This is a genomic window from Acinetobacter sp. 1000160, assembly GCF_000588715.1.
GTDB classification, from domain to species: Bacteria; Pseudomonadota; Gammaproteobacteria; order Pseudomonadales; family Moraxellaceae; genus Acinetobacter; species Acinetobacter courvalinii.
On record NZ_JFWP02000005.1, the window covers coordinates 13,830 to 34,571 of the forward strand.

Annotated in this window: 17 protein-coding genes; 9 read left to right on the forward strand and 8 right to left on the reverse strand. The window is 42.7% G+C overall.

The window, feature by feature from the left end:
* Window positions 1-298 precede the first annotated feature (298 nt).
* Entirely contained in the window at window positions 299-658 is a 360-nt protein-coding gene (locus J699_RS07165; protein WP_004774022.1) for a YMGG-like glycine zipper-containing protein, read from the forward strand.
* Between the two features lie 54 nt (window positions 659-712).
* On the opposite strand, the gene J699_RS07160 is transcribed toward J699_RS07165, so the two are convergent.
* A complete protein-coding gene (locus J699_RS07160) occupies window positions 713-1,204 on the reverse strand; it encodes a DUF4442 domain-containing protein (RefSeq protein ID WP_005280965.1) in 492 nt (163 codons plus the stop codon).
* 114 nt (window positions 1,205-1,318) lie between these two features.
* On the opposite strand from J699_RS07160, the gene J699_RS07155 reads away from it, so the two are divergent.
* The 5 genes from J699_RS07155 (at window position 1,319) to htpG (ending at window position 7,255) form a co-directional block, all read left to right on the forward strand.
* Entirely contained in the window at window positions 1,319-2,194 is an 876-nt protein-coding gene (locus J699_RS07155; RefSeq protein ID WP_032870515.1) for an alpha/beta fold hydrolase, read from the forward strand.
* Between the two features lie 121 nt (window positions 2,195-2,315).
* Window positions 2,316-3,737 carry a Na+/H+ antiporter family protein gene (locus J699_RS07150; protein ID WP_032882852.1) on the forward strand — a complete coding sequence of 474 codons (1,422 nt, stop codon included), beginning with the start codon at window positions 2,316-2,318 and terminating at the stop codon, window positions 3,735-3,737.
* A 384-nt stretch (window positions 3,738-4,121) separates the two neighbouring features.
* Window positions 4,122-4,724 (forward strand): OmpW/AlkL family protein, encoded by a 603-nt coding sequence (locus J699_RS07145; protein WP_032870519.1) that lies wholly within the window; start codon window positions 4,122-4,124, stop codon window positions 4,722-4,724.
* 136 nt (window positions 4,725-4,860) lie between these two features.
* On the forward strand, window positions 4,861-5,211 hold the full coding sequence (locus J699_RS07140; protein WP_032870521.1) for a lysozyme inhibitor LprI family protein: 351 nt from the start codon (window positions 4,861-4,863) through the stop codon (window positions 5,209-5,211).
* 115 nt (window positions 5,212-5,326) lie between these two features.
* Window positions 5,327-7,255: a molecular chaperone HtpG gene (gene htpG / locus J699_RS07135; protein ID WP_032870523.1), complete on the forward strand. Its 1,929-nt coding sequence runs from the start codon at window positions 5,327-5,329 to the stop codon at window positions 7,253-7,255.
* A gap of 91 nt (window positions 7,256-7,346) precedes the next feature.
* Here the strand turns inward: htpG and J699_RS07130 are convergent, their stop codons facing one another.
* The 4 genes from J699_RS07130 to J699_RS07115 all read right to left on the reverse strand — a co-directional run bounded on the left by J699_RS07130 (window position 7,347) and on the right by J699_RS07115 (window position 12,412).
* On the reverse strand, window positions 7,347-8,225 hold the full coding sequence (locus J699_RS07130; RefSeq protein WP_032870525.1) for a hypothetical protein: 879 nt from the start codon (window positions 8,223-8,225) through the stop codon (window positions 7,347-7,349).
* A 135-nt stretch (window positions 8,226-8,360) separates the two neighbouring features.
* Entirely contained in the window at window positions 8,361-9,488 is a 1,128-nt protein-coding gene (locus J699_RS07125; protein WP_032870527.1) for a hypothetical protein, read from the reverse strand.
* Between the two features lie 208 nt (window positions 9,489-9,696).
* Window positions 9,697-11,130, reverse strand: a complete 1,434-nt coding sequence (locus tag J699_RS07120; protein ID WP_032870530.1) for a hypothetical protein — start codon at window positions 11,128-11,130, stop codon at window positions 9,697-9,699.
* 586 nt (window positions 11,131-11,716) lie between these two features.
* Window positions 11,717-12,412 carry a DsbA family oxidoreductase gene (locus J699_RS07115; protein ID WP_009514138.1) on the reverse strand — a complete coding sequence of 232 codons (696 nt, stop codon included), beginning with the start codon at window positions 12,410-12,412 and terminating at the stop codon, window positions 11,717-11,719.
* A gap of 176 nt (window positions 12,413-12,588) precedes the next feature.
* Between J699_RS07115 and J699_RS07110 the strand changes: the two genes are divergently transcribed.
* The gene (locus tag J699_RS07110; RefSeq protein ID WP_032870533.1) at window positions 12,589-13,338 is read left to right on the forward strand and encodes a hypothetical protein; all 750 of its coding nucleotides are present in this window, start codon (window positions 12,589-12,591) and stop codon (window positions 13,336-13,338) included.
* 54 nt (window positions 13,339-13,392) lie between these two features.
* The gene (locus J699_RS07105; protein WP_032882853.1) at window positions 13,393-15,198 is read left to right on the forward strand and encodes an ABC transporter ATP-binding protein; all 1,806 of its coding nucleotides are present in this window, start codon (window positions 13,393-13,395) and stop codon (window positions 15,196-15,198) included.
* Window positions 15,199-15,302: 104 nt separating this feature from the next.
* On the opposite strand, the gene J699_RS07100 is transcribed toward J699_RS07105, so the two are convergent.
* A complete protein-coding gene (locus J699_RS07100; protein ID WP_032870539.1) occupies window positions 15,303-16,154 on the reverse strand; it encodes a hypothetical protein in 852 nt (283 codons plus the stop codon).
* Window positions 16,155-16,406: 252 nt separating this feature from the next.
* Between J699_RS07100 and J699_RS07095 the strand changes: the two genes are divergently transcribed.
* Window positions 16,407-16,925 (forward strand): hypothetical protein, encoded by a 519-nt coding sequence (locus J699_RS07095; RefSeq protein WP_032870542.1) that lies wholly within the window; start codon window positions 16,407-16,409, stop codon window positions 16,923-16,925.
* 65 nt (window positions 16,926-16,990) lie between these two features.
* Here the strand turns inward: J699_RS07095 and fadA are convergent, their stop codons facing one another.
* On the reverse strand, window positions 16,991-18,163 hold the full coding sequence (gene fadA, locus J699_RS07090) for an acetyl-CoA C-acyltransferase FadA (RefSeq protein WP_009514307.1): 1,173 nt from the start codon (window positions 18,161-18,163) through the stop codon (window positions 16,991-16,993).
* Between the two features lie 12 nt (window positions 18,164-18,175).
* Window positions 18,176-20,329, reverse strand: a complete 2,154-nt coding sequence (gene fadB / locus J699_RS07085) for a fatty acid oxidation complex subunit alpha FadB (RefSeq protein WP_032870546.1) — start codon at window positions 20,327-20,329, stop codon at window positions 18,176-18,178.
* Between the last annotated feature and the right edge of the window lie 413 nt (window positions 20,330-20,742).

The window sequence follows — 20,742 nt, forward strand, 5'->3', positions numbered from 1 at the left end:
ATTTTATCGTGGCTAAAATATAACAGATCATTCTTGAGCAGAATAAACCCAGCAATCATAGAAAGTTATCTGAATGGGAAATTATATAATTCACTTTTTGTAGGGCACCTAGCTAAATGATCAGCTTTCCTTTAATACTTTTATTTCGACTCTGCCATCGTTTGTTAGGGACATCTTAAAGCGATCATCTTTTACAAAATACTAATCGATTGGGACAGAGTGATAACACAATGTGATCAAATTCCCCATAAAAGAGGATTATGCTTTTGGATAGAGCATAAGAGAAGTGAGTATAGGCATGAAAAAAACAATCGGTTTAGTTTCAACTTTGGTGTTATCGGCGGTAATGTTCACAGGCTGTCAAAATATGAGTGCCTCTGACCAGCGTATTGGTACCGCAGCGCTTGGTGGTGCTGTCGGTGGTGGTTTAGGTAACCACGTGGGCGGTGGTCTTGGTGCGGGCGTTGGTGCAGCTGCGGGTGCAGGTGTAGGTGCCAATGCAAAAGGCGCGAATAGCAGTTCTACAACCAGTAGCGCGATTGGTGCGGGTATCGGTTCTGTGGTAGGTAAAGCCATCTTTGGTGGTGACTCAGGCGCTGCGATTGGTGGTGCAATCGGCGGTGGTGCAGGTGCAGCCATTCAAGAGAAGAAAAGATAATTTCTGCGCAACAGATTTAAAAAATGCCTGCACGTGTTGCAGGCATTTTTATTGCTATGGTTTTAACGATGCTTTGGGTTTTTTACGCCGGATATAAAGCACTTTTTCGACTTCGGCAATACGTGTGCCGGCATCATCCACAATATTTAAGCTGTAATGCCGTAAAACCGGTTGGTGATTTTCTGCCAGCTGCTTAATTTCGGTGATTTCATTGGCATTCAGCTGGATCTCGGCATAAACGGTATTGCGGCCTGGGGCAATAAAATTAATTGTGGCACTTTTATCCCAGACAATATATTTATTGCCCAGATGATGGATCAGAATCAACATATAAAAAGGATCGACCATCGAATATAAACTACCGCCAAAATGCGTTCCAACCAGATTGCGATTGCGTCTGGTGAGTGGCATTTTGACCCGAATGTAGTAGTCATCCAGATCAATGGTTTCAATCTCGATTCCCGCACCACGATAAGGGGAGTAGTGATTCAGCAGAAATCTGGAAATTGCCGGAATGGTTCGAATTTTTCTGAAAAAGTCTTTCATGGTCAATTTTTTTTCTTGCAACTCTATTCATACTCCATAAGTATCATTTTTAGTGTATCGCTGGCAATGGCTGTTTTATCACCAGGCCGATAGAAAACAAAATGGGAAAGAATTATGCAAACACAAGTAAAAACAGTAACCACATCGGATCAGCAAACACTCTGTGTCAAAACATGGGGCGATGAGAAAAACACGGCTTTGGTGCTGGTACATGGCTATCCAGATAATCAGGAAGTCTGGGAGCCGATCATTGAGCAACTGGTCAATGACTATTATGTGGTGACCTATGATGTACGTGGTGCCGGCTTATCGTCTATTCCGAAACGGATTAAGGACTACCGTTTGCCACGCTTGTCACTGGATTTACAGGAAGTTGTTGATCAGGTGTTACCAAATCGTAATTTTCATATGGCAGCGCACGATTGGGGATCTTTGCAGTCTTGGGAATCTGCAACTGAACCAAAACTGAAAGGCCGCCTGTTGTCCTATACCACGATTTCAGGACCTTGTCTGGATCATGCCTCGTTTTATCTACGGGAAAAATTTAAAGCTGCGCCAAGCAATGTATTAAAAATGCTGACGAAATCCTGGTATATCGGGGCTTTTCATTTACCCCTGATTGCACCGACGGTATGGACCTTTTTTAGTCCTGAAAAATGGGGCAAGATTTTAAGTGGTTTAGAGAGAAAGCAAGATTTGCCATTAAATGCCAACATCGCCTCCGATGGCAAATACGGGATTAACCTGTATCGCGCCAACTTTATTCCGTCTTTAACCCGGCCACGCCAGCGTTATGCACAATGTCCCGTGCAGGCCATCGTGTTAAAGCGCGATGCTTTCGTCAGCCCCGAGTACATTACCGAGTCGATGCCAAAATGGGTCGAAAACTTTGAATATACCGAACTGGATGCCAATCACTGGGCAGTGTTGAGCCAACCAGAAAAAATTGCTGAACTGATCCGTCAGTTTGTCCAGCGTCAGGCGGCTTAAGGCTTTAGTGGAATTATTAAGCTAAAAATCACTTAAGATTAGCGATAATCAGGCGATATTTTCAGCTAGGTTTTTATGAATCTGCTAGAATATCGCCTTTTCTTTGCTCCTAAATTTGTTCATGAATGCTGTCGTAATTGCGATTGCCGTGATGTTTATCCTGTCACTGGCACGAGTTTCTGTTGTTCTCACATTAGTGATTTCAGCCATTATTGGCGGCTTGGTCGCTGGTCTAAGCCTTTCTCAAACCGTCGAAGCATTTAATGCCGGCTTAGGCGATGGGGCTGAAGTTGCATTGGCTTATGCGGTGTTGGGTGCATTTGCATTGGCACTGTCCAAATCAGGATTGCCCGATTTGCTGGCGCATAAACTGATTGGGTTATTGGGGATGGAAGCAGGTAAAAATCAGCAGACCAAAGTGAAATATCTTTTGCTGACGATTTTACTGATTGCTGCGATTTTTTCTCAAAACCTGATTCCTGTCCACATTGCCTTTATTCCGGTGTTGGTTCCGCCTTTATTGAAAGTGATGAATCACTTGAAGCTGGATCGACGTGCGGCGGCATGTGTCATGACACTTGGTCTGGTCGGCACCTATATTTTCCTACCTGTGGGCTTTGGTGCGATCTTCCTTGAACAGATTCTGATGGGCAATATCAACAAGATTGGCGCCGCTTATGGCTTGCATGTAGAACGTGGCATGATGCCAATTGGTATGGCAATTCCAGTATTAGGCATGGTGATGGGTACGCTGGTTGCGGTATTTATCAGCTATCGTAAGCCACGAATCTATGTTGACCGTTCAATTACGCCAGTTAAAACGATTGATCTGGATAAACCGTTAAAAGTCACCACGCAAGCAGAATATGATCTCAAAGCCGATGCTGAAGAGCTGAAACATGAAGCAGAGAATGTGCCTTATATTTCCAAGAAAACCATGTTTATGGCGCTGCTCGCGATTGGTTTAACCTTGGTTGCACAGCTCTATTCAGGCTCGATGATTCTGGGTGGTCTGGGCGGTTTTGCCGTGCTGTCTGCTTCGGGCATTTTTAAATGGCAAGATGCCGATGATGTGTTTGTGCAGGGCATGCGCATGATGGCGCTGGTCGGTTTTATCATGATCTCTGCGGCAGGTTTTGCTTCAGTGATGACGCATACAGGCGACATTACGCATCTGGTCAATGGTGTAGTGCATATCATTGGGGATAATCATGCGCTTGCGGCATTCCTGATGCTCTTTATCGGGCTGTTTGTCACCATCGGGATTGGTTCATCGTTTTCAAGCGTACCTGTGCTGGCGGTGATCTATGTGCCATTGTGCGTACAGTTCGGTTTTTCTCCTTTGGCAACCATCGCCCTGATTGGTACAGCCGCTGCTTTAGGGGATGCTGGTTCACCAGCTTCCGATTCAACCTTGGGGCCAACAGCAGGTCTGGGGGTTGATGGTCAACATGATCACATTTGGGATACGGTTGTGCCTACATTTATACATTTTAATATCCCGCTCCTTATTTTTGGCTGGATTGCAGCAATGGTTTTATAATCAAAAATGGCTCAGAAATGAGCCATTTTTTTTGCTTTATAAAGTATGGCTTAAAACTAGAAATAATCATTAAATGACATTTTTTGTCTCTTTTTAAATCTGGTTTTATAATGGGTTTTTAATATTAAGTTATATATGATTATATTTTTAAATTTGGCTTAATTTATTTTTAAATCTGATAAAAATACTAGGTTTTATAGTGATTTAAGTTGATTAAAATAGTCTGAATTACTAATTATTACATATTTTAACAATTATATTTTATTAAGATTCAATGTATTATAAAGTAAATTAAAATAGTTGGAATTAATCTCTATTGCATAATGTAAATATGCGTGTTTATTATGTTGAACAAGAACATAAATTGTTAAAGAGGTTGTTTAAATGTTAAAGAAAGTTTTAGTTGTTGCTTTATTGGGGTTATCTTCAACTGCATTTGCAGGGGGCTTTCAAGTTAAGTTTGGTGGAAGTGTAATTTCACCAACAGACGATACTGTGGTTGCGGGTGTTGGCACATTAAAAGCAGATCATGAATTTGCATTTACACCATCGGTTGAATATTTCTTCGGTGATACGCCTTTTTCTGCTGAATTATTATTGGCGACACCGATTTCACATGACGTGTTATTAAATGGTGAAAAAGTAGCGAAGCTTAAACAATTGCCACCTACTGTGACTTTTAAATATAACTTTAAAAACTCAACCCGTTTCACACCCTATATTGGTGTCGGCGGCACAGCTTTTGTAACTTGGGATGAAGAAACAACAGGTGCTTTAGAAGGCGCAAAATTAAAAGTGAAAGAAGACTTTGGTTTTGCCGGTCAGGTCGGTTTTAACTTCCAGCCTGCTGATGCAAAAAACTGGGGTGTATTCTTTGATGCGCGTTATGCACAAATCAGTCCTGAAGTAAAATTAAATGGTCAGAAGCTGACTGATCTAGATATTAATCCGATGGTATACACATTGGGTTATAGCTATAAGTTCTAAGCAGAACTTGCTCTTGAAAAGCCTCACCTTGTGGGGCTTTTTTATTTTTGCAATTCCAATATAAAACCGATACAGGCCTTACACAGAGAGTTTTGTATGCTGAAAAAATAATCTTAATAAAAGTGAGACCATCATCATGAAAAAAGTAATGACTTCGATTTTATTGTTGATCCCCGTGTTATTTTTATCCCAAGCGCATGCGGCCAGTTACTCCTGTAAGGCAGCCAAGTTGAAAGTCGAACAGCAAATCTGTAATGAGCGCAGTTTGAATGATGCGGATGTGAGAATGGCAACGACCTATCAGATTATTTTACATGCCTTGCCAATGGGCGGACGTGATGCTGAAAAAGATAGACAATTTCAGTGGTTAAAACAACGTAACTCATGTGGTGCCAATACGCCGTGTATCAAACGTGCTTATGCGCAACGTCAACAGCAGCTTGATCAGCTGTTACAGGAGCGAGTATTGAGTCGAGGTCCTTTCTAATTACCATTTTGTATATTTTTTGCCTGAAAAATACGCTTCAAGGATTGAAAAATTCAAGATATACACCATTCATAAATCATTCCAAATAGATAAGCCTCACAGAAAGGAGTGATTTATGAGTGAACAAGTCGCACAAAATTATAGTTTCCAAGCTGAAGTTGCTCAGTTATTACATTTAGTGACGCATTCTCTGTATTCCAACCCTGAAATTTTCTTACGTGAATTGATTTCAAATGCGTCTGATGCGTGCGATAAGTTACGTTTCGAAGGGATTAATCATCCTGAATATTATGAAAATGATCCAGACCTGCGTGTTCGCGTCACTTTAGATAAAGACAATAAAACCCTTACCATTTCGGATAACGGGATTGGCTTAAGCCAGCAAGAAGCGATTGATAATCTGGGAACCATTGCCAAGTCGGGCACCAAAGACTTTATGTCTAAACTGACCGGTGATCAAAAAGCCGATGCGCAGTTGATCGGTCAGTTTGGTGTTGGTTTCTATTCAGGCTTTATCGTGGCGGACAAGATTACGGTGGAATCACGCCGTGCTGGTCTAGATGCAGCAGAAGGTGTGCGCTGGATTAGCGGCGGCACAGGTGAATTTGAAGTTCAAAGCATTGATAAAGCCACACGTGGTACAGACATCATCTTGCATTTACGTGATGATGCGCTTGAGTATCTAGAGTCGTGGAAAGTTAAACAAATTATCAATAAATATTCTGACCACATTAGCTTGCCTATCGAAATGCAAAAAGAAGTGTGGCAAGAGGACGAAGTCGCTGAAGGTGAAGAGGCTAAGGCTACAAGCGGCGGCCAGATGGTCAAGACCGATGAATGGGAAGCGATTAACTCGGCAAGCGCGCTATGGACGCGGAATAAGAGCGAAATCACCGATGAACAATACATCGAATTTTATAAAAACCTGAGCCACGATTTTGCTGAACCGTTGGCATGGGCACATAACCGTGTTGAGGGGAGTACCGAATATACGCAATTATTGTATATCCCAAGTCAGGCCAAACAGGATTTATTTACCCGTGAAGCCAAGGCGGGGATTAAGCTCTATGTAAAACGTGTATTTATTCTGGATGAAGCGGATAACCTGATTCCGAATTACTTACGTTTCGTTCAAGGCGTGGTCGATAGCGCTGATTTACCGCTTAATGTCAGCCGTGAATTACTACAAGAAAGCCGTGATGTAAAAACCATTCGTGAAGGCAATGCACGTCGTGTGCTGACTTTACTCGATGGGTTGGCAAAATCTGAAGATGAAAAAGACCAAGAGAAATTCAAGACTTTCTATACCGAGTTTGGTTCAGTATTGAAGGAAGGTTTGGGTGAGGATACCGGTAACCGTGAACGGATCTTAAAGCTATTACGTTATGCGACTTCAAATAATGATGACATTTCAACCTCTTTTGCTGATTATAAAGCTCGGATGAAAGAAGGCCAGAAGGCCATTTACTACGTCACCGCAGAAAACCTGACTGCTGCGAAAAACTCGCCACAGCTTGAAGTGTTCAAGAAGAAAGGCATCGAAGTCCTGCTTATGGCAGACCGTGTCGATGAGTGGGCCATGAACTTCGTGTTTGAGTTTGATGGTACGCCGCTTCAAAACGTATCGAAAGGTGCTGTTGACTTGGGCGACCTGCAAGATGCTGAAGAGAAAAAAGCCTTAGAGCAGGCAGCAGAGCAGTTTAAGCCGGTGGTAGAGCGTTTAAGTACCTCGTTAAAAGACAAAACCAAAGAAGTGCGTGTCACAACACGTCTGGTTGATTCACCAGCCTGTCTGGTGACCAGTGAAGGGGAGCTGTCTCCACAATTGATTCGTATGTTGAAACAGGCGGGTCAAGCGGTTCCAGAGATTAAACCAACATTGGAAATTAACCCTGAGCATCCATTGGTGAAAAAACTGGAAAGCTCGGCGCAATTTGATGATCTGGCCAATGTGATCTTTGATCAGGCAGTGATTGCAGAAGGTGGCTTACCAGAAGATCCAGCAGCCTATGTCAAACGCATCAATAGTTTATTATTGAAATAAGTCATTTGATCAAGAAACCTCTGCTTCGGTAGAGGTTTTTTTATTGCTATGGATAACCTTAAAGTTATCCACAGTTGTGTCGATATTTTCGTCAGAACTGTGCTTCAAAGCTCATCTGGTAACTAAAATGATCCGCTTGTCGGGTGGCAGGAACATTTAAATAATTCAGATCATTTTGCATAAAAATCCAGTTGCGCCAGATGGGACGACGCCAGGAAAAGTAGGGCCCCCATTCATTAACGCGCAGTTCTCTATTTTCATATTCTCCTGTGCTGAAAATGCCATAACTCAGCTTATCCTGCGACAAGAAATGTAGTTGCTGGAAGGTACGATTACTCCAGCTATAGTCGGTATCCTGAGTTTTGGAAACATTGAACTGGCTTGACAGTTGGTTTTGATGCTGAAGTTTTTGGGTCAGATCAAGATTGGTTTCGGCATAGTTTTTACTGCTGGAGCCATAACGGAAAATTTGCGCCGTATTGAGCTGTAATCCTAAAGGCAAAGCCCAATTCTTTTTGGCGAGAAACTGGATATAGATATCGGTATCTGAATTTGCACCCAGATCAAGATCGTTACTAAAAGGTAATAGGCTTGAAATGGTTGACCAGCTTGCACTGAGCGGATTCGGTGTCGCAAGCTTTTGCTGGCTGTGATGTTTGTTGTTTTTACCTAATTTTTTGACTGGTTGAGGCTGTTGAGCCCGTTGCCACAGGGTGTTGTTGCCGAAAACCGCCATTAAGTCGTGGGCAAGTTGTGAATCATCGGCAGTAAGCTTATTTTCTTCTGCGCAACTAAAACTGGTTGTCGGAATGTGGAGGGCTTGAACAAATGCTGTATGCCCTGAAACAGAAGGACGATTAAACGATCTGCTGACAGGTAAAAGCAGTGGAAATAAAGGCATCAGCAGATCCCCCAGACACAGGTTTCCTATAATCAAAAAATACACAACCACAGCGTATTGATGACGCATGCCATAAACAAGAACAATAAAAAAAAGATGACGTTAACAAGCAAAGCTTAAGGATTTATTGAAAGAAATATTATTTTTTCAATAAAAAAAGCCCAAACAACGGAGCATTTGGGCTTTTCGAGGCTGGCGTAAAATTTAGAATAAAGTTTCCAGCCGGACAAAGGTACTCACGTAATGGTTACGATCTTCACGGTGATCATTGAAATAGTTAAGATCACCTTGCACATAGAACCATTCACGCCAAAGCGGTTGACGCCATGATACGAATGGACCCCAGTTATTTAAACGGAGGTCACTGTTATTGTAGTAACCGCCTGTGTAGATGCCATAGTTAAAGGTATTGTGGGCAAAGAACTGGTGTTGACGGAAAATACGGTTGTCCCACCATAGATCATCATCCTGCTTATCGGCATAAGTTAAGCTGAATTGATTAGATAAGAAGGGCTGGTTTGGCCGCGCATGGATCAGTTCAAGATTGGTGCGTAGATAGTTTTCACTTTTACTGCCATAACGATAGATCTGTTCGGCATTAAAACGGAAATCATTGCGTAAATCCCAGTGTTTTTCGGCTCTTAAACGCGCATAAATATCCGTGCCTGAGCGCACACCAAGATCGGCATCGGTCTCAAAAGGTAATTTTTTGGAGAAATTTGACCAACGCAAGGCCAGCGAGCCATTACTATCACGGGTCTGCTTGGAGTCAAATTTTTTATCTGGGTCCTGATTGGGCTGATTATTGGTATTGCCGACATTGTTCTTGAATTCATCATCCAAGGTGTCATCACCGAACACCACGCTGACCTTTTTCTCTAAGGTCGGTAATTTAATCTTACCGCGAATACGGGGCTTGACCTCATAATTATCATATTCATTCCAGTAATTATCCAGCATGACCCGGATGGTTGCTGAGGCAGGTTTATCAGGATCGACTTCGCCAAACCAGTCATCAATTTTCACTGAAGTATTATCGGCCCATTCCCGAATACGACGCTGTTTTTTATCAAACCAGGTTTTATCTTCTGTTTCCGCGGTGGGAGGAACATTCACTTGGTCGGACTGCTCGGGAAAAATCGTCGGAGTGGCATCGACCAAACGGGGAATATAGTCCAGCGCATTTTCCGAATTGCTTTGCGAAGTTGTATTCGGCTGCTGGTTTTGCGGTGAGGGAGTAGTTTCTGCTTGCGCTACATTGAACGTACCCATCGTCAATGCGAGCAAAGCAAAAACGATACGCGATGGTACCATTTGCTGTAAATTATTCATAATAAAGGCTTATATGTTGTTCTTGGTTTAACTTTTGATGATTTAATGCATAAAATCAAGCGGCTGTCACAAAAAGCAGCAATTTAACTGTATAAAAATGCTAAAGATCATAAGGATTTAGCGTAATAAATAGCCATCATTCCAAGCTTCAGTCGATTTTTGAATAGCTTGAAATGATGGATGAAATAAATGAGCGATTGAAAGGCGTTTAAGAGGATTCGACCGGCATGCTGTTTTCCAGTGCCTGATATAAATCGTGCACCGAAATCGGTTGCGGTAATCGGCTAATCACCTGACGAATCAACTGCCAGGTATAACCATCGCTGCGGTCTAATAATAAATAGGGATAGGCCTGATCTTCACTGGAAAGTTTTACCCGTTCCAAGCCATGAATGACCCGGATTTTCTGACGTTCCCGTAATAAAATCACAGGAGTAAAAAAGGTCGCAGAGGTTTCTTCAAATGGAATGAATTTTTGCGTATTGATAAATGACGCAGGAATATACGGATAAACGCGCTGATCACGTTGCCATACCAAGGTACCATTCATAATGCATTCATTAAACAGACTTTCATGCTGATGATAATGCTGTTTGAAATGGGACCAGCTGGTTTGATGAATCGAGCTGGTGCGGGTATGGCGCTGATCGGTATAGGCTTGCAGAATAGTAATGGCGTATTCCACGTTATGGGTTCCCACCAGCACCACATAATGGGAAAACTGCCCTTGTGCATAGAGCTGTTCCGCGACAAAAACCTGCGCAGATTCCCAGATGGGTTGTGCTTCGTTTTCGGCTTTTAAATAGAGCCAGTCAATTTTGATATTCTGGTCAATCTCATTATGCAAATCGGCCCGATACAACGAGGGAAAGGTCCGTGCATCAATACGTTCCAGACGGCAGATCAGCCCATCCAGATTAAAATCATTCAAGGCTAAAGGCTGTGCTTTATTCAGGTGCGGTGAAGGCTTGGCACTGTGTCTAAAACCCGGTTTGATCCGGTTCTCGGTAGGTACTGGCGCAGCTACGCTTTCTGGCACTGTTCTGATTTTATCTTGAATGATCGCATCGAGCTGGGATTGAAAGTTGGCGCTTTCTTGTTTGATTCTTGCCAGTGCATCGTTTGAAGCCTGCTGATCTTGATCCGATACATGTTGATCCAGCGGTTGCAGAACCGGAATTAGATAATGGAGTTCATGATCGGTTTTGATATATTCATGAGCATGATTTTGCAGCCACTGCAGGGCATCTGTTGATGAGTTTAGCCAAGGGCTTTTGAGAAAGGATAAGGCCGGCCGGATCACCCAGACTTGCCAGAGTTGTGCCTGACGTAACGCTGCCCAGCCCATATCTGCTGAAGCAAATAAGGCATTTTCTACCCGTCCCATGAAGTTATAGGTCCCGCGATAGGTCATGCTAAAACCATAGCTGGCTAAATCGTCAGCCGAAAATTCTTCATTCAGAATAAACTGCTTGAATGGGGTCACTTGTTGCTGAAATGCAGGATCATCGCAAGAGGCGCAAATATCTTTAATCCGTTGTTTGGCTTTTGCAATTTCAAAAAGTGAGGTTTTTTCATTGTTGAGCCCATCGATGAGATGTTGCAGCTCATCCACCAAAAGTGCTTTCTCTAATACGTCCATCTGCTGTTTCCTTAGAGATAGGCTTGAGCCTGTTTTTTAAATAATGAATCAGTGCAAATTTGACCGCTGTTTTAGACCGGCTTTATCAATTATTGTTGCTCAAGTATATGTTTGCCCCTATGACAAGCTGTGAGCTATCTGTCTATTCGACTGGCATTAAAAGTTCGAATAACGCGCGTAACGCTTGAATATACATCACAAAAGATTGTCACTTTATGACGATTATAGAAGAAAACCAGACAAAATCTATAGCTCGAAAATGAGTAGAAAATCACATTCAAACAGTTTAAATCGAGATGTGGATCATGGTTTGTCTTTGAAAATAAAAACATTTTAAAACAATAGATCGGATATCTAGATGATAAAGCAAAAAGGTATCTATAAATTTATGGGCGAGTTGTGACCAGACTCACAGAAGCAGCGGTGAAAAGTCCAGCAAATAAAAAAGCGGCTTGGTGACACACTGATAGGGCACAGCAATACAGCGCTGATGGGATATAAAAGGGCACGCGGTCAATAAGAGGGATTATCATTTCAGGAGAAAAAACTGCTTTAATCATGAGATTAAAGCAGCTGAGTGTGATGACTAAGGCTTGATTTCACATTGCTCATCATTACATTGAGCGGTGTCATCCTGCTCAATCTGTTCAGAGGATGTGGATTGTGCCTGTTGTAAGGCTTGCAAGAAAATCTCACGTGGCTGGGCACCAGACAGCGCCAGTTTTTGATCAAACACAAAGAACGGTACGCCCGTGACATTCAACTGTTCACGTGCAATTTTCTCATCATGACGGACAAAATCTGCCAGCTCATCGGAATCCAGTACATACTCGACTTCGGCATTATCCAGACCGATACGTGATGCAATTTCTTCCACCACTTCACGTTCGCCAATGGCCAGACCTTCGGTCATATAGGCATGGAAGAATGCTTCTTCTGCTTCATTCCCCAAGCCTTTACTCTGGGCAAGATGAATAATCCGATGCGCGTTGAAGCTGTTGCCGGAGTTGGCTTTTTGCCATTGAAAGTCGATGCCTTCAGCTGCTGCCATCGCTGCAACATTACGCTCCATCTCTTCCATTTCCGCATAACTACGGCCATATTTTTTGGCTAGGCGTTCGGTATTTGAGGTGTCATGCTTGGCTGGTGCGTCTGGGTCCAGCTCGAAGCTATGCCAGTGAATTTCCAGCTCGATGCCTGCTTGTTCTGCGACATGTTCAAGACGTTTTTTACCGATATAACAAAAAGGGCAGACCACATCTGACCAAATATCTACACGCATGGCGTATCTCTTCAATTCTCGTTAAACAGATAATAGGGGCGCAACCGATGAATTTAAAGCGATGAATATGTAATGCTGCGTTACGAGAACTGAAATAAAAAGCATATAAAGGATTGTCTTTGATCGATTAAACTAAGATTTAGAACATAAAAAAATATAATGAATTTGGAGGCAACATGCGCCGTTTTTTATTATTTGTCCTTGTGGTGGTTCTTGGCATCGGTTCTTTTTTTCTTTATCAGCATCATTTACAGCAACGTGCCGCCAACAACAAACAGATGTTTGAAGTGGTGATGGCAGAGAAAATGCGTACGCTTTATGATCAGGCTCAAGACTGGAGCACACCTGTACAACTGGATATTCATGATGATCGCTTATCTGGCGATTATAAGCTGATGTCAGAATTCCTGCTGAACTACTGGATGCAGAATGTTGAGGCGCGTAATCGCTATCTACGTGAACTTAAAGCTGCGAACTGGGATACCTTTTTGGATGTGGAGCGTCTGGATCGGGATCGTAAACAGGATTATAAAGAAACTGAACAGATGCTGGCCGATGTGCGTAAAGCATCTGCTGAATATGAACAAGCGCGACAACAGATTCAGTCCAGTTCTATGCAGCAGGCAAAAAGTCTGGCCATTCATAATGAAATGCGACAGTCCTTACAGGCAAAACTGGAAAGTAACCTGAAAGCGGATAAAGCGCATGATATTTTCCCGATCGAACAGCAGATTATTGAAAAAGCACAAGCCATGTTTGACATGCTGAAAAAGCAGCAATGGCAAAGAAAAGACAAGATGATCCTTTTCCGTGAATCCGCGCAGGTGAAAAAGTTTAATACGCTGTATCAGGATGTGCTGAAATTGAATAGCAAAATGGAAAAGATCAAGAGAAATAATGCAGAGGTACTGGAAGAAGAACTGTAGTCAATATCGCTGACCCAATACACATTGCACGCATAAAAGGCAGACGTTGAATATATGAATTTATGGCAGTTATTTCATAAAGTAAAACCTTTTGTCCTTCCCTATAAGTGGCTGGTTGCCATGACCTTGCTGCTGACCCTGATAGGTGCTTTAACCGCACAGGTCAATGCGTTGACCTTGCAATATGCGGTTGACCAGATCAATGCCGTAGTTGAATCAGGACAGGGCTTGAGTGCAGGCTGGCATATTCTGGTGACCATCAGTGTGATTCTGTTGAGTAAAGAAATCATCAATATCTTTATTCAGTTTGGACAAAAGCTTTTTGGTGAGAGACTCCGCATTCTGATTTCGCAGGATGTGGCGCAGTCGATCATCGTGAAATTTTTACAATATCGGCTGGCTTTCTTTACCCAGGATGATAATCAGGCCGGAAAATTACAGACCCGTATTGATCGGGGGATCGGTTCGATCACCCGACTGGTACAGATTTTCTTTATCGAGATTTTCCCGCTGTTTAGTAGTGCCTTGATCGCCTTGGGTTTGATGTTCTATGCCAATGTCTGGATCGGTCTGGTGGCACTGTGTATTGTCCCGATTTATTTCTGGGTCACCTTTAAACAGGCGCAGAAACTCAGTGGCACACGCCGTAATTTACGTGATGGGCGTGAACGTAAAAGTCAGGGTATTTTAAGTATCATTAACTCGATCACCGTGATCAAATCCTTTAACCGTGAACAGATCGAAGCGGAAAAACAGCTGACGCTACAAAAACAGTTAACCGATCACCAGATGCGGACACGGCAGCTCAGTTTCCTGTTCGAGGGCTTAAAAACCTTTATTGAACAGATCGGTGTGGTGTTTATTATCATCCTCACCGCCTATTTTGTGCTGGTCGGTGATATGAGCATCGGCATGATCATGTTTCATATTCTGCTATTTAACAATGTCTCTGCGCCGATCCGGTCCTTGCACCGGATCTATGATGAAGTCAATGACGCGATGATTTATGCAGAAAGCTTTTTCAAGATACTGGAAGCGGATGATGAGGTGGAGACGTCGGGCCAGTTAAAACCCTCGCCACTCACCGGCAAATTTGAGCTGAAACAGGTGAATTTTTCCTATCCCAATGGTTTTCATGCTTTGAAGGATATTAACCTGACCATCCAGCCCAACAAGATTACGGCTTTGGTTGGCTTATCGGGAGCGGGGAAATCTACCCTGATCAGTCTATTGGATAAGTTTTATCTGCCGCAGTCGGGTGAAATTCTACTGAATGGCACCTCGTTAAATGATATCGATACCCAATATTTACGGGATCATATTGGTCTGGTATTGCAAAAAAATCATATTTTTCAGGGAACGATTGAGGAAAATATCCGTTATGGCAAGATGAATGCAACACAGGATGAAATTATTGCAGCGGCACAAAAAGCCTCGATTCATGAGCAGATTCTGAAATTACCGCAGGCCTATCAGTCCGACGCCTTATTGCTTTCAGGTGGACAGCAGCAACGGATTGCGATTGCCCGCATGTTCCTGAAAAATCCTCCCATTATTTTTCTGGACGAGCCGACCGCAAGTCTGGACGCAATCGCAACTGAACAGATCAAACATAGTCTGGATGAGATTAAGCAGGGACGGACCGTGATTATTATTTCCCATAGTCTGTCACAGATTATTGATGCGGATTATACCTATGTCATGCAGGATGGCATGATTGTGGAACATGGTGAGCATCATCAGCTGTACCAGCAACAAGGCGTGTATAAAAACATCTTTGATGCGATGGCCAAGAGTCTGAATATCGAAAAAATTTCCAAGACTTTTGAGGGGGATGATGAAGAGGAAACCCATAGTTAGTGGATTTTCATTCAGTTCGACAAATTCTCAGTTAAATATCCTTGCGACGATTTGCAACAGAGCTAAAGAAATCCCCACAGTTGATGAGGATTTCTTTTAAAATTTTATTTACTTGCGACTTCGAAGAGTGGATTCAAGATTGCTTTCGCTTCAACAGAATGATTTTTCTTGGAGTAAGGTTTGCCCATCAGTAAACCCGCTTTTGTCCACATAATAGTTTTATTGTTTAAATCAACAATGTGTACCACATACTGTTGCCCTTCCTGTGGAATATAGGCCGTTACCAGACCGCTACCAGCACCGACGGTTGCAAGGGTAACGCCTACACTTAAAGCGCCGGCGGCAAATTTCTTACCAAAAGACGCATCCGTACCTGTCACTGATGCAATAAATGCGTAATTGGATTGGGTTAAATCTTTAATTACCGTAACGTCTTGATCGCTTAGTTCAAGCAGATTACTCACCGGTTTTTTTTCTTTGGCATTTTTAAGAGCCAATGCTACCTGTTTATTAAAGCTTTGATTAAGATTGAGCAGAGCTTGCTGCTGTTGCTCTGACAAGGTTTTGTTTTCTAAAGAAACAAGTGGATAATTTTTAATTTCAGCACGTTTAGTTTCACTATCTAGGCGATAGTCATATTTCTTCAGTTGCTCTTCAGGCATAAGACCACACACAAAAGGCATGAAAGTATGACTGACCGTTACACCTTGTTCATTGAGCTGGCTGGAGAGCAGGGCTGCAAATTTCTGGGCGGTTAAACGAGACTGTTCACCTTCAATCAGACTGGTGCCCAACTCACTTCGAATTAAACATCCATCCGATATAACGGCAACCTGATTTGTTTTGATCAGCATTTGAGTTTGATTGAGTTTATTTCGCTCTTCTGGAGAGATTTTAGTGGTTGCGCAGCCGGTGACAGAAAGACCAATTGCCAAACAACAGAGTAATTTTTTCATGTGTACTTTAGGAGGTTGAGTAAATTTTTGTAAAATTATGGATAAATAATGTATTTAAGTAAATAGTTATCATTATTATTTTTTAATAAATTAAATAGGTTTTTATTTTGGACGAAGCAGGGTGGATTTAAATTGAAATTTACCGTTTATCTGACCCTTACTGAATCAATTCTGACTTTGCTGTAGCCTATTTATATATGCTTTTATTTAACTCACTATTTTCTTATGGATGAGGGATATTTGGAGCAAACAATGAATTTTCAAAAACAAGCAGCTTTAATCTCCCTGTTGATGATTACAGGCATGCCAATGGCTTATGCGCAAGAGGGTGAGGTGACGGCATTACCGACAATTCGGGTCATGGCTGAATCCGAGCTACGTGAAGAAGTTGGTTTCGTGCCTTATCAAGAAGATAAGCAAACTCGCCAAGCACTGCAGCATCGTGTCTATAAAATTCACAATGACATACAGAATGCAGGTGTGACTGCAAGTCCGACTACTGTGAATTATCAGCCTACGACGGCACAGCCGGATCTGTCTCAATATTCTCCGATTTTGCAGCAGTACATATTGGCTGTGGCATCAGGTTTTCAGTCTTCAGATCCGACCAATGGTCTTTTTAAAATGCTGGAGCCTTTGAATATTAACCGCGGTAATATTGACGGCATCCGCAATGGCACGATTAAAATCGATTTAGGCGATATTTTGAAATTGCAGCAACAGATTCGAGATGGATTAAATCCGCCACAGAATCCTTTATTGCCGCGTTAAAATTTGATCTTAGCAATAAAAAAATCCCCGCATAGTGCGGGGATTTTCTTTTATCTTAGTGTCGATTAAACACGTTCGATAATGGTCGCGATACCTTGACCAAGACCGATACACATGGTCGCAAGACCGATTTGTGTATCTTGTTGTTCCATCACGTTCAACAAGGTTGTAGTGATACGCGCACCAGAACAGCCCAATGGGTGACCCAATGCAATCGCACCACCATTCAAGTTGATGATGTCTTGCTTGTCATACACGCCTAAGCCTTTCATCACTGATAAGCCTTGAGCAGCAAATGCTTCGTTTAACTCGATGGTCTGGATATCCGCCATGGTTAAACCAGCACGTTTAAGCGCTTTTTGAGTTGCTGGTACTGGACCGTAACCCATGATCGCAGCGTCACAACCTGCAATGGCCATTGAACGAATCACGGCACGTGGTTTTAAACCCAATGCTTGAGCACGTTCAGCAGACATCAATAACATTGCAGATGCGCCGTCAGAAAGAGCAGATGAAGTTGCTGCTGTGACTGAACCACCTTTAGGATCAAACACTGGTTTCAATGCTTGGAATGCTTCAAGATTCGCATCAGGACGAATCACTTCATCGATGTCGCAAAGGATTTTGAAGCCGTTTGCATCATGACCTTCAACACCGACGATTTCGTTTTTGAAGCGACCTTCTTGAGTTGCAGCCCATGCACGACGGTGAGATTCAACACCAAACGCATCTTGCTCTTCACGAGAGATACCGTTCATACGACCTAACATTTCAGCGGTTAAGCCCATCATGTTCGATGCTTTCGCATAGTGTTTAGATGCTTCTGGGTTAAGGTCGATGCCGTGCATCATACCAACGTGGCCCATGTGCTCTACACCACCGATGATGAAGATATCACCTTGGTTAGTTGCAATCTGTGCTGCAGCCGTGTGGATTGCTTGCATAGAAGAACCACACAGACGGTTGACTGTTTGGCCGCCCGCAGTTTTTGGAATGTCAGCTAATAGACCAATATTACGAGCAATGTTCATACCTTGCTCTAAAGTCTGGTTGACACAGCCCCAGATTACATCTTCAACTTCGTTGGTATCAAACTGGTTACGAGCAACAAGTGCACGTACTAATTCAGCAGATAAACTGTCGGCACGTACATTGCGGAACATACCGTTACGTGATTTGCCCATGGCAGAACGAACGCCATCAACAATCACAACGTCACGTGGATTTAAAGTAGCCATTCACGTCGCTCCTTAACCGTAGAATTTTGTGTTGTTAGCAGCCATGTCACGCAACATTTGTGGCGCTTCATAAGCCTTACCTAAGTGTGCATATTTGTCGCAAAGCGCAACATATTCAGCAACACCTGTTTGGTCGATGTAACGGCATGGACCACCGCGGAATGGAGGGAAACCAACGCCCATGATCATTGCCATGTCTGCTTCAGAAGCAGTTGCAACGATCTTGTCTTCTAAGCAACGAACAGTTTCGTTACAGAAAGCAAGCATCATACGGTCAATGATTTCCTGGTTGTCAAACTCACGTTTTTCACCAGTCACGAAAGGTGCAATGATGTCGTAAGCTGTTGGATCAACAGTTTTCGCTTTCTTACCTTTCTTGTCTAACACGTATTTGTAGAAACCAACGTCGTTCTTTTGACCAAGACGTTTTGCTTCATACATTGCTTCGATTGAACCCTTGTAATCTGGCTTCATACGGTCAGGGAAACCTTCAGCCATCACTTCAGCGCCGTGAACACCGGTATCGATACCAACAACATCGATCAGGTATGCAGGGCCCATTGGCCAGCCGAATTTCGCCATGACATTATCCACTTGCTGGAAATCCGCGCCATCTTTTACAAGCAGGTCGAATGCACCGAAGTAAGGGAACAATACACGGTTCACCAAGAAACCTGGGCAGTCGTTAACAACGATTGGTGTTTTACCCATTTTTTGAGCAAGAACTACAGTTGTTGCGATTGCTTCTTCAGAGGTCTTTTCACCACGAATCACTTCTACCAGTGGCATCATGTGTACCGGGTTGAAGAAATGCATACCCACGAAGTTTTCAGGACGTTGTAATGCTTTTGCTAAACGTGTGATTGAAATCGTCGATGTATTAGATGCAATGATCGTGTTTTCACGAACATGTTTTTCAGTATCAGCAAGTACAATTTCTTTTACTTTTGGATTTTCAGTCACCGCTTCGATCACGATATCCACTTCTTTAAACTCGTCATAGCTTAAAGTTGGACGGATGCGAGCAAGTGTTTCACCCATTTGCGCAGGTTTCATTTTCTTGCGTTCAACTTGCTTGGTGAGCAAGCCATTCGCTTCTTTCATACCGAGTGCAAGTTGTGGGTTACCAATGTCTTTCATGATGATTGGTGTGCCTTTGCTTGCCGCTTGGTAAGCAATACCACCACCCATGATACCAGCACCTAATACCGCTGCTTGGTTAACAGGGTGAGCACCTTTCTCATATTTTTTCGCAGTTTTCTTCACCACTTGGTCATTGATGAATAAACCGATCAATGCACCTGCCTGTGGCGTAATCGCTGCTTTTGCAAAACCTTGTGCTTCTGCTTTTAACGCGTCATCACGGGTTGAACTTGCGCCTGCTTGTAAAGAATCCAGCAATAATTTTGGCGCAGGGTATTGAGCCGGGTTTGCTTTCGCAAGTACCGCACCTTTCGCCGTATTGAACGCCATCATTTGTTCAAGCGGATTCAATTTGATTGCTTCTAATTTTTCTTGACGCTTTGCTTTCCAGTTTAAACGGCCAGCGATGGCTTGTTTAACGAGATCAACCGCAGCTTCTTGTAATTTGTCAGCAGCAACAACCGCGTCTACAGCACCGTCTTTCAATGCAGCAGCTGGTTTTTTCGGGTTCGCCATTGCCATCCATTCAACGGCATTGTCGATACCGATTAAACGGCTTAAACGTACGCTACCACCGAAACCAGGATAAATACCCAATTTGATTTCTGGTAAGCCGACTTGCGCTTGTTCTGACATCACACGGTAGTCACACACCAAGCACATTTCAAAACCGCCACCCAACGCTGTACCATTGATGGCAGCAACTTTAGGTAGATCTAAGTCTTCAAAACTGTTGAAGATTTCATGTACAGGCATAAGCCAATCAACAATCGCTTGCTCACCAGCAGCGAAGTTATCGCCAAACTCAGTGATATCAGCACCAACGATGAAGGTTGATTTGCCAGAAGTTACGACTAAGCCTTTAATATCGTTATTGGCTTTTACTGCAGCAATTGCTGCTTGGAAGTCTTCGATGGTTGCACGGTTAAACTTGTTAACCGACTCACCTTGTAAGTCAAAGCGGAATTCTGCAATTCCGTCCGCAAGCATTTGGACGGTAATGGCATTGCCAGCGTGGATCATGCCTGATCTCCCTTGTTGTGGAGGATTCTAAGTGGATGTCATAAAGCATATGTGCAGTTTGAGCACATAAAAAAGCTTCGCTAATCTTACGATAACTATATCCAAAAAGGACATAACAAGTTGTATCAAGCCGTGACGCTAGGGTCACCATTTGTTTTTGTTGCTCTATGTTTGAATTTATCTATTTGAAAAAAATAATTTTTAAGTATTCTTGTTGGTGTCTACTATGGCTTTTATGAGGCTTTATTTATCGTGTCGAAATGCCTGCGTTCTTTAAATATTCAACTGTTTTTAATGCTGTGAATCAGTCCTATGGATGGGGAACTAACTCTATAAATTTTGACTTTAATATAAAGATTGGAAATATCAAACAAGCATTTTTATTAAACAAAACAGGACATTTTATAAACAGT